Raw genomic sequence first — 9,015 nt, forward strand, 5'->3', positions numbered from 1 at the left:
TTTTAAGTATATAGATTTTTAAAAGTATTTAAAGAGGTTTTTAAAAATAACCTTTTTTCAAATAATTGATTTAATTTTTTAATTTATGTATAATTAAATAGGGGTTTTGTATGATGAATTCAATTGCTTTTAACAATGCTTGAACGCTTAAGCATTGTTGCTATATTGGCATTTTTTTATCCAAAGCCTCATTTTTTAAAAATATTCTATACAATGCAAAAGTTAAAAAAACTGATTTGTTTCTTGCAATTTTAATATTTGCTGGAATAGGCATTCTGGGTACTTACACTGGTGTACCTATAAAAGATGCAATAGCGAATTCAAGAGTTATTGGCCCTATGGTTGGTGGTTTGATTGGTGGCCCTATTGTAGGATTTGGTGCTGGGTTGATAGCAGGATTTCATAGATTAACGCTTGGCGGTTTTACAGCCACAACATGCGGAATTTCTACTGCATTAGAGGGATTGCTTGGCGGTCTTATACGCAAATACTACAAAGGTGAATATATACCTTGGGAGTTGGCTTTCTTTGCTGGTGTACTGGGAGAAAGTATGCAAATGGGCATAATTTTGTTATTTGCAAAACCATATTCAAAGGCGTTTGATTTAGTAAACGATATAGGTATGCCAATGGCAGTTACAAATGCTATTGGTATAACTGTATTTATGATGATTGTAAAATCTGTTCTCGATGAAAAAGAAAATATCTCTGCAGCCCTTGCTAAATTATCCCTTGAGATAGCAAATAAAACACTACCTTTTTTGCGAAACGGATTAAATGAGGTATCTGCATACAATACAGCAAAAATTATTTACGAGTCAACGGATTTGGATGCGGTAGCCTTGACAGATACTAGTAAAATACTTGCACATGTTGGAGTTGGGGATGACCATCACAAAAGCTCTATGCCAATCCAAACAAGTGCCACGAAAAATAGCATATTAAACGGTGAAATTAATATAGCAAATACCAAAGAAGAAATAGGTTGTTCAGTTAGAACATGTCAATTAAATAGTGTTGTAATTGTACCTCTAAAATGTTTCGATAAAACAATAGGTACCTTAAAACTTTATAGAGCAAAAAAGAAAGTTAGCAGAAAAATTATTTCAAATACTGATATAGAGTTAGCAAAAGGACTTGCCCAATTAATTTCTTATCAGATTGAAATAGCTCAGGTTGAAGAACAAAAAAAATTAGCATCTCAGGCAAAACTAATTGCACTTGCTTCTCAGATGAACCCACATTTTTTGTTTAATACGCTAAATGCAGTAATATCTTTTATTAGGACTAATCCGCAGGTTGCAAGAGAAATGTTAATTAATTTAAGCGAATATCTTAGATATAACCTTAAAAATATTGGTTCATTTATTACGATTGAAAAAGAATTGGAAATTGCCAAAGCGTACCTTTTTATTGAAAAAGCCCGTTTTGGCAGTAAAATTGAAATTATAGAAGAAATTGATGAAAGTTTACTTAACGAAAAAATACCTGCATTTGTTTTGCAGCCCCTCGTTGAAAATGCCATAAAACATTCTATGCCTTTAATCTCATCAAAACTAATTTTAAATATAAAAATTAAAAGGGAAGGTTCATATATTCATTTCAGCGTAACTGATAATGGACCCGGTATAAATCAAGAAAAACTGCAACGTTTGTTTGATACTAATTATAAAAACGATATTCAGTCTCAAAATAGTACTGGAATAGGGATAAAAAATGTTAATGAACGTCTTGTGTCTATTTTTGGCAATATATCGCGGCTTCATATAAACACAAAAGAAGGTGAAGGTACAAATGTGCACTTTCTAATGCCACTTGCAGAGATCGCTCATGCTTAAAGCTTTAATTGTAGAAGATGAACAACCAGCAATTGATGAGTTGACTTATTTATTGCATTTATTTAATGATATTGAAATTGTAGGTTGTGCTCAAAATGGCATTGAAGGTCTAAAATTAGCAAAAAACTTGAAACCAGATATTGTATTTATTGATATAAATATTCCAAAAATAAATGGTCTAGAGCTTTTAAAAATGTTGGAAAATCAAAATATTGCTATAATTTTTACGACAGCCTATGATAATTATGCAGTTGAAGCTTTTGAATTAAATGCTATTGATTACCTGCTAAAACCAATCAGTGCTTCTAGATTGCAAAAAGCTTTAGAAAAAGCTAAAAATTTTGTCAAAAAAAACGAATTACAGAATAAAAAAATTAATAAAATACCTGTTGAAAAAAAAGGCAAAATTTATCTATTAGATTTTTCTGAAATTGTATTTGCCAGATCTCAAGAAGGGTTTGTTGAAATTTCAACAAAAGATTCTACTTTTCTTTTTAAAAACTCAATGAAAAATCTTGAAGAAAAATTACAAAATTTTTCTCAATTTTATAGAGTTCAAAAAAGCTACATTGTAAATCTGGAATATATATTAGAAATTATACCATGGTTTAAAAGCACATACTGGCTTGTAGTTAAAGATGCAAATAAAACTCGAATACCTGTAAGTAAATCAAATATTAAAGAATTAAAAAGTATACTAGGACTATTTTAACAAATAATTTGACTTTTTAGTATCACAATTTCTATAATGTTTTGGAAATTTTGATAAAAAGGGGAGGTTTATGGTAAATGTAGTTTTGTGTGGTGGTTCTGGTACCCGACTTTGGCCACTTAGCAGAAGCCTTTATCCAAAACAATTTATAAAGCTTTTTGATAATAAATCTTTATTTCAACTAACTGTCCTAAGAAATAAAGATTTTGCAGAAAAATTTATATTTGTTACAAATGAATCTCATTATTTTTTAGCGCTTGATCAAATTGAGGAAATTGGTTTGGGATTGGATAATGTGGAGTTTATACTTGAGCCAGTTGGTAAAAATACTGCACCTGCAGTTGCTTTTGCTAGTTTTATGGTTGAACAAAATCAGGTTGTGCTTGTTTCCAGTGCCGACCACTATATTAAAGAATCTGATAATTATTATAAAAGTCTGGCAAAAGCTAAAGAATTTGCTAATTTAAATTACATTGTAACATTTGGTATAAAACCAACAAACCCCAATACAGGTTATGGCTACATAAAAGCTGATGGATTTGATGTTTTGGAATTTAAAGAAAAACCAGATTTAGAGACTGCCAAAAGATACATTGAAGATGGCAATTATTTTTGGAATAGTGGAATATTCTGTTTTAAAGCAAAAACCTATCTGGAAGAGTTAAATCTGCACGAAAGGAAAATTTTTGAGTTATCTTATACTGCATGGAAAAATGCAAAAAATTGTTCTCCTGTAAGAATAAAAATTGATGATATGCTAAAAATTGAATCGAAGAGTATAGATTATGCTGTAGCAGAAAAAAGTAAAAAATTAAAAATTGTGCCTTTTGATATAGACTGGAACGACTTGGGTAGTTTTGATAGTCTTTATGAGGTTTTAGAAAAAGATCAAAATGGTAATACAAGAAATAATTCAATACTTATAAATTCGAAAAATAACCTTATTATAGAAGAAAATTCAAGAACAATAGGAGCAATAGACATAGAAGATTTAATTATTGTTGATACTGCTGATGCTTTACTTATATCGAAAAAGGGTTCTGGTCAAAAAGTAAAAGATATAGTTTCTATGCTTAAAACTAAAAACTCAGAATTAACAGATGCTCATTTAACTGTATACAGACCATGGGGCAATTATACGTTATTAGAACAAAACCGATTTTACAAAATAAAGAAAATTGTAGTTAAACCGCAAAAAAGGCTTTCTTTGCAAAAACATTTACACAGAAGCGAGCATTGGATTGTTGTGTCTGGTACAGCCCAGGTGAGCGTTGGTGATAAAGAATTTATATTAAGACCAAATGAATCTACATATATCAAAATTGGCGAGCTTCATAGATTAGAAAATCCCGGTAAAATTGATTTGGTAATTATAGAAGCTCAAGTTGGTGAGTATGTAGGAGAAGATGATATTATAAGGGTTGAAGACGATTTTAAGAGATGCTGATTTGATAAAATGCGTTTAAGCGAAGATAAAAAGTTAGTTTTTAAAAATATAATTTTTTTAGGTTTAATGCAAGGTGCTAACTATATTTTGCCTTTTATCACTATCCCTTACCTGGTAAGGACGATTGGTATTGATAAATATGGTCTCGTTGCATTTGCTCAGTCGTTTGCCGCATATTTTGTTATTTTTACAGATTATGGATTCAGTTTATCTGCGACTAAACTAATATCGATAAACCGTAATGATTCTAAAAAAATTTCAGAAATTTTTTCATCTGTTTTGTATGTAAAGTTAGCTTTCGTGATTTTTAGTATGATTATTTCTACAATTATAATCTTTAGTTTCAAAAAATTTTATAATGAATATGAGATATTTTATTTTTCACTTTTAGTGCTAATTGGGCAAATGTTGTTTCCAGTTTGGCTTTTTCAAGGTTTAGAAAAAATGAAGTATATTACACTTATCAATATATTTATAAAACTTATTTTTACACTGTGCATATTTGTTTTTATTAAACAAGAAAAAGATTATTTATATGTACCATTAATCAATTCATTAGGTTTTTTAATTGGTGGTTTAATAGCTTTTTATATTGCCATAAAACAATTTAATATTAGTTTGACTTTCAGTTTTGAAAATATAAAACATCAATTGCTAGAAGGCTGGCATTTATTTTTGGCATTATTGTCAACAAACATTTATAGAAATGCAAATACTTTTTTTTTGGGTCTTGTGTCTACAAATACAGCTGTGGGTTATTATGCTTTAACTTCAAAAATCATTATGAGTTTGCAAGCTTTAATGAGCCCCATTGGTCAAAGTCTTTATCCTCATTTATCAAAAAAATATCACAATATATCAAAAAAAGATGCTGTTAAAAATTTATTTTCTATCGCAAGATACTATGTTTTGATTTTATTTTTAATAATGCTATTTGTTTTTATATTTTCAGGCTTTATAATAAAGATTATTTCTGCAAAACCTATGCCTGAAGCTGTAATTGATATGAGAATTTTAAGTTTTGTAATATTATTTGGTAGTTTTAATTATTTATTTGGTACAATTGGCCTTATAAATTTAAACTTTGAAAGGTATTTTACAAAAAGCATTGTGTTTGTATCAATATTTGATATAATTATTTGCTTAATTCTTGGATACTTTTTAAGAGATTTGGGGGCAAGTATTGCGTTTTCGCTTACCGAATTTATATTATTTATATTAGTTTTAAACAAAATTTTGAGGATAAAAAATGGATAAACCAAAAGTTACAATTGCCATACCAGCATACAATCAGGCAAAATATATAAAACAAGCAATTGATTCTGCCTTAAACCAAGATTATCCAAATTTAGAAGTTATAGTTTCAGATGATGCTTCTTTGGATGATACGCGTCAAATTGTTAAAGAATATAATGATAAGCGCCTAAAGTATTATAGAAATGAAAAAAACATTGGCAGGGTAGCCAACCACAGAAAGCTATTATATGAATATGCAACGGGCGATTATGTATTAAATTTAGATAGCGATGATTATTTGCTCTCAAGCGATGCAATATCTACAATGATAAGCCAGATAGATTTTTATCATAATAAAGAGTGTGCGAATATCGTTATGGTTTTGGCACTATCTGAGACAATCTATGATAACTCAAGAATAATATACAAGAGAAAAGAAGAAACTTGCATTAATGGTTTTTATGTATTTCTAAATTGGAATAAAATTCCCTACTTTCATGCTGCAACGTTGTATTCAAGACAGGTCGCTGTGAAAATTGGTTTTTATAAGTATGATATTATAAATGAAGATGTCGAATCTTTTTTGAGGTTGTGCTTGTCGGGCAATGTAATTCTATCAAATAAAACAGTAGCAGTTTGGAGACTTCACAATGATAATGTTTCAATGGTATCTGATGTTGATAAACTTTTTGTTAGTTTAGAATTTATAAAGTCACCTTACCGATATGCGCTAGGGCTTGGTTTTGATAAAAGACAACTATTAAAGTGGAAAAATACTATGCTTTTTGATAGATATAACAAAATGCTAAGCAAAATTTTGATCAAAAAAAATAAAAAGTTATTTGTGGATTTTATTAAACGATTACGCATAGAAGATAAAAAAGCTATTAAAGTTGTCTTTTATCCAAAAAATATTATAAAAATAATAAGTTTTTACATACCTTTTTTGTTTGATGCTCTAAGACATATTAAATGGTTTTTTATTAACAAATCAAAGCCTCCAAAACTTTAACATAAATATTTTTCAATTATTTGGGAATTTTTTATTGACAAAATTATTTAGTTATATATTGTATAATCTAATTAAATGAGTTTATCATTTTTGGAGGTGCGTGTGTTTAAAACTTTGGTGTTAGGCTTAATTACTTTACTCATGTCAAGTTCTTTGTCGTTTGCTGCACAACCCTGGATGAGTGCCAGTTGGACAAAAGAATTTTGCTCTTATTGGAACGAGCATCTGCAGACTACCATGGCAGAATGGTCAAATTACAATGTCAATAAAGAAAAAGGTTATAAAACAATAGCCTTTTACAGACAAGATTGTAACCCAAGAGTCATATCAGAGGTTGAGATTAAGCACGAAAACGGTAAAGCAGTGTGTATTTATGGCGGAGCACAAAAAGACCATCACCCGGAGTTTGTAATGTATGCTACTACTAAAAATTGGAAGTCTTTGGCTGCAGGAGAATTTGGTTTTCTTAACATGGGAATGTTCTCTAAAATGACTTTCAATGGTTCAAAAGGAGAAGCAATGCAATTTATAGCCCCATTTAAAGCTTTTTTGGTAGATTTAGGAAAAGTTTCTTATACTGAAGCTTGTCCTTAAAAAAATATGCTGCCATCAATACAATTTGATGTGGCAGCATATTTTTCTTGACAAATCTTTTTTTTTAATTAAAAAATATAGTTATGGAGACAATAGAAAAGATTACTGAAATATATAACTTTACGGATGAGGATATTAGTAACCTCTTTAGTTTAAAGGAGTTAATAAAAAACAGCGCTGATGATTTTACTTTAGAGCTTTATAAATTCATATCGAATTTTGATAATTACAGTAAATTTTTATCGGATGAAGAAATTAGAAAACGACATAAAGAGAAATTGAAGCTATGGTTTTTAGAATTGTTTAACGGGAAATATGATGAAGATTATTTAAGAAAGGTGAAAAAGATTGGCGAAGTTCATGCTCAAATAGGGTTACCATCGCATTATGTTAGTGCCACTATGAGTTTTATTAGATCATATCTAAATGGTTTTATATTAGAAAATATCGATCTTGCTCATAGACAGGAAGAATTAAAAACCTCTATTAATAAAATACTGGATATTAATTTAGATATAATGACAAGTTCTTATATTAATGAAAATCAATTTTATATAGCAAAAACTAAAATAGAAACAAATATTGTTCGTTTAAGCTTAAAAATTTCTTATTTTTTTGATGTTGGTTTGGTTAGTTTGCTTGTATTGACAAGTCTCTTAATATTTTTCTTGTTTTTATCTGATATATTCAAATTTTTACTTAATTCTAGTTCCTCGTTTGAAAATACGGTAATAAATATACTTGGTGCTATGTTAATTTTGTGGACTGTAAGAGAACTTTTAGAAGAAGAAGTCAAAAGATTAAAGGGAAAAAAATTTGCTTTAAATGTATTTATAAGTCTTGCAATGGCTGCTCTTTTGAGAAAAATTTTAATATTTTCACTTGAACCCCAAAAATCTGAAGAAGTGGCTATACTGGGTTTACTTGTTCTTGTTTTGGGAATTGTATATTGGTTAATGAACCTAAGTGAACAAAAAAAGGCAGTAAATTAAAAAAATCAATAATTGATTTTTATATTTATTTGTGATAATTTTGAACCTTTAGAAAATGGAGGTTGTATAATGAAATTGAAAAGATTTTTTTTTCTTGCATTAATATGTTTGATTTTTTTCGTCAACAATAGCTTTGCGTTTAATTTAAATTTAATTGGAATAAACGGCAAACAAACAAATGTTGCAAATTTTAAAGGTAAAGTTGTTGTAATGACCTTTTTTGATATTAGCTGCTATTACTGCCAAAAAGAAGTTCCCACACTAAATAAGCTTTATGAGTTATATGGCAAAAATCAAAAGGATGTAGTAATTATTGGCGTTGATCCTTTTGATCATGTAGAACAAATTAAGCTTTTTGGTGAACAATTTAGCGTTAAATATCCTCTTTATTGGGGAAATTATGCTCAAACTGCTCCTCTTGGAGGAGTTTTCGCTACTCCAACAAGTATTTTTATAGATAAGCAAGGTGTTCCAAAAGTTAGAGTACCTGGTCAAATTGGCGAGAGGGATTTTATTGAAATAATAAGATCCTTAAAATAGCATTTTACAAAAATTTTACAATTTCTTGATGTTTAATTAACATATTTTATTATACAATATTACTTAAACGACACTAAAAGTGTCAATTTTTTTGGAGGTGACTATGCTAAATTCAGATAAGCGAATTAAGTTTATTCTGATTTTTGCGGTTTTTCTTGGAATTTTACTTGCAACTAAATATTCTTTTGCAGGTATGTCTATCAATGGCGCTGGTTCTACATTTGCATATCCAGTTTATACAAAATGGGCTTATGAGTACGAGAAAGCTACTGGCAATAAAGTGAACTATCAAGGTGTAGGCTCAGGTGCAGGCATACAGCAGGTAAGTCAGGGTGTAGTGGCATTTGGTGGCACAGATATGTGTTTATCAGAGCAAGAGTTAAATAAAAAAAATCTACTACAGTTTCCCTCTTTGGTTGGCGGTATAGTGCTAGTTGTAAATATTCCTGGCTTGAAAGACAATCAGCTTAAACTATCAAATGCAGTTGTACCAAAAATTTTTATGGGAGAGATTAAATATTGGAATGATCCACAAATCGAAAAAGATAATCCTGGCTTGAGATTACCGCATATTCCTATTACCATAGTCCATAGAGCGGATGGTTCTGGTACAAACTGGAATGTTACTTACTGGCTAAGTCAGA

The 9,015-nt window shown here is 29.4% G+C and carries 9 protein-coding genes; all 9 read left to right on the plus strand.

All coding sequences use genetic code 11. The features are described 5' to 3' along the window. Nucleotides 1-236 precede the first annotated feature (236 nt). On the plus strand, nucleotides 237-1,838 hold the full coding sequence (locus tag ACP5FO_RS01805) for a LytS/YhcK type 5TM receptor domain-containing protein (protein WP_428156932.1): 1,602 nt from the start codon (nucleotides 237-239) through the stop codon (nucleotides 1,836-1,838). Next, nucleotides 1,831-2,550 (plus strand): LytR/AlgR family response regulator transcription factor, encoded by a 720-nt coding sequence (locus ACP5FO_RS01810; protein WP_428156933.1) that lies wholly within the window; start codon nucleotides 1,831-1,833, stop codon nucleotides 2,548-2,550. The genes ACP5FO_RS01805 and ACP5FO_RS01810 overlap by 8 nt, the downstream gene beginning before the upstream one ends. A gap of 70 nt (nucleotides 2,551-2,620) precedes the next feature. Next, nucleotides 2,621-3,997, plus strand: coding sequence for a mannose-1-phosphate guanylyltransferase/mannose-6-phosphate isomerase (locus ACP5FO_RS01815; protein ID WP_428156934.1), 1,377 nt, complete (start codon nucleotides 2,621-2,623; stop codon nucleotides 3,995-3,997). 9 nt (nucleotides 3,998-4,006) lie between these two features. Beyond that, complete coding sequence (locus tag ACP5FO_RS01820; RefSeq protein ID WP_428156935.1) at nucleotides 4,007-5,254, plus strand: flippase; 1,248 nt, start codon at nucleotides 4,007-4,009, stop codon at nucleotides 5,252-5,254. Further along, the gene (locus tag ACP5FO_RS01825) at nucleotides 5,247-6,245 is read left to right on the plus strand and encodes a glycosyltransferase family 2 protein (RefSeq protein ID WP_428107530.1); all 999 of its coding nucleotides are present in this window, start codon (nucleotides 5,247-5,249) and stop codon (nucleotides 6,243-6,245) included. The genes ACP5FO_RS01820 and ACP5FO_RS01825 overlap by 8 nt, the downstream gene beginning before the upstream one ends. Nucleotides 6,246-6,347: 102 nt before the next feature. After that, on the plus strand, nucleotides 6,348-6,839 hold the full coding sequence (locus tag ACP5FO_RS01830) for an SCP2 sterol-binding domain-containing protein (RefSeq protein WP_428156936.1): 492 nt from the start codon (nucleotides 6,348-6,350) through the stop codon (nucleotides 6,837-6,839). Between the two features lie 83 nt (nucleotides 6,840-6,922). Continuing rightward, nucleotides 6,923-7,831: a protoglobin domain-containing protein gene (locus ACP5FO_RS01835; RefSeq protein ID WP_428156937.1), complete on the plus strand. Its 909-nt coding sequence runs from the start codon at nucleotides 6,923-6,925 to the stop codon at nucleotides 7,829-7,831. A 69-nt stretch (nucleotides 7,832-7,900) separates the two neighbouring features. Beyond that, a complete protein-coding gene (locus tag ACP5FO_RS01840) occupies nucleotides 7,901-8,371 on the plus strand; it encodes a TlpA family protein disulfide reductase (RefSeq protein ID WP_428106863.1) in 471 nt (156 codons plus the stop codon). 103 nt (nucleotides 8,372-8,474) lie between these two features. Beyond that, nucleotides 8,475-9,015 (plus strand): phosphate ABC transporter substrate-binding protein PstS (locus ACP5FO_RS01845; RefSeq protein ID WP_428156938.1); only part of this gene is annotated, 541 nt, incomplete at its 3' end.

It is taken from the genome of Desulfurella sp., from assembly GCF_049977265.1.
Classification (GTDB): Bacteria; Campylobacterota_A; Desulfurellia; order Desulfurellales; family Desulfurellaceae; genus Desulfurella.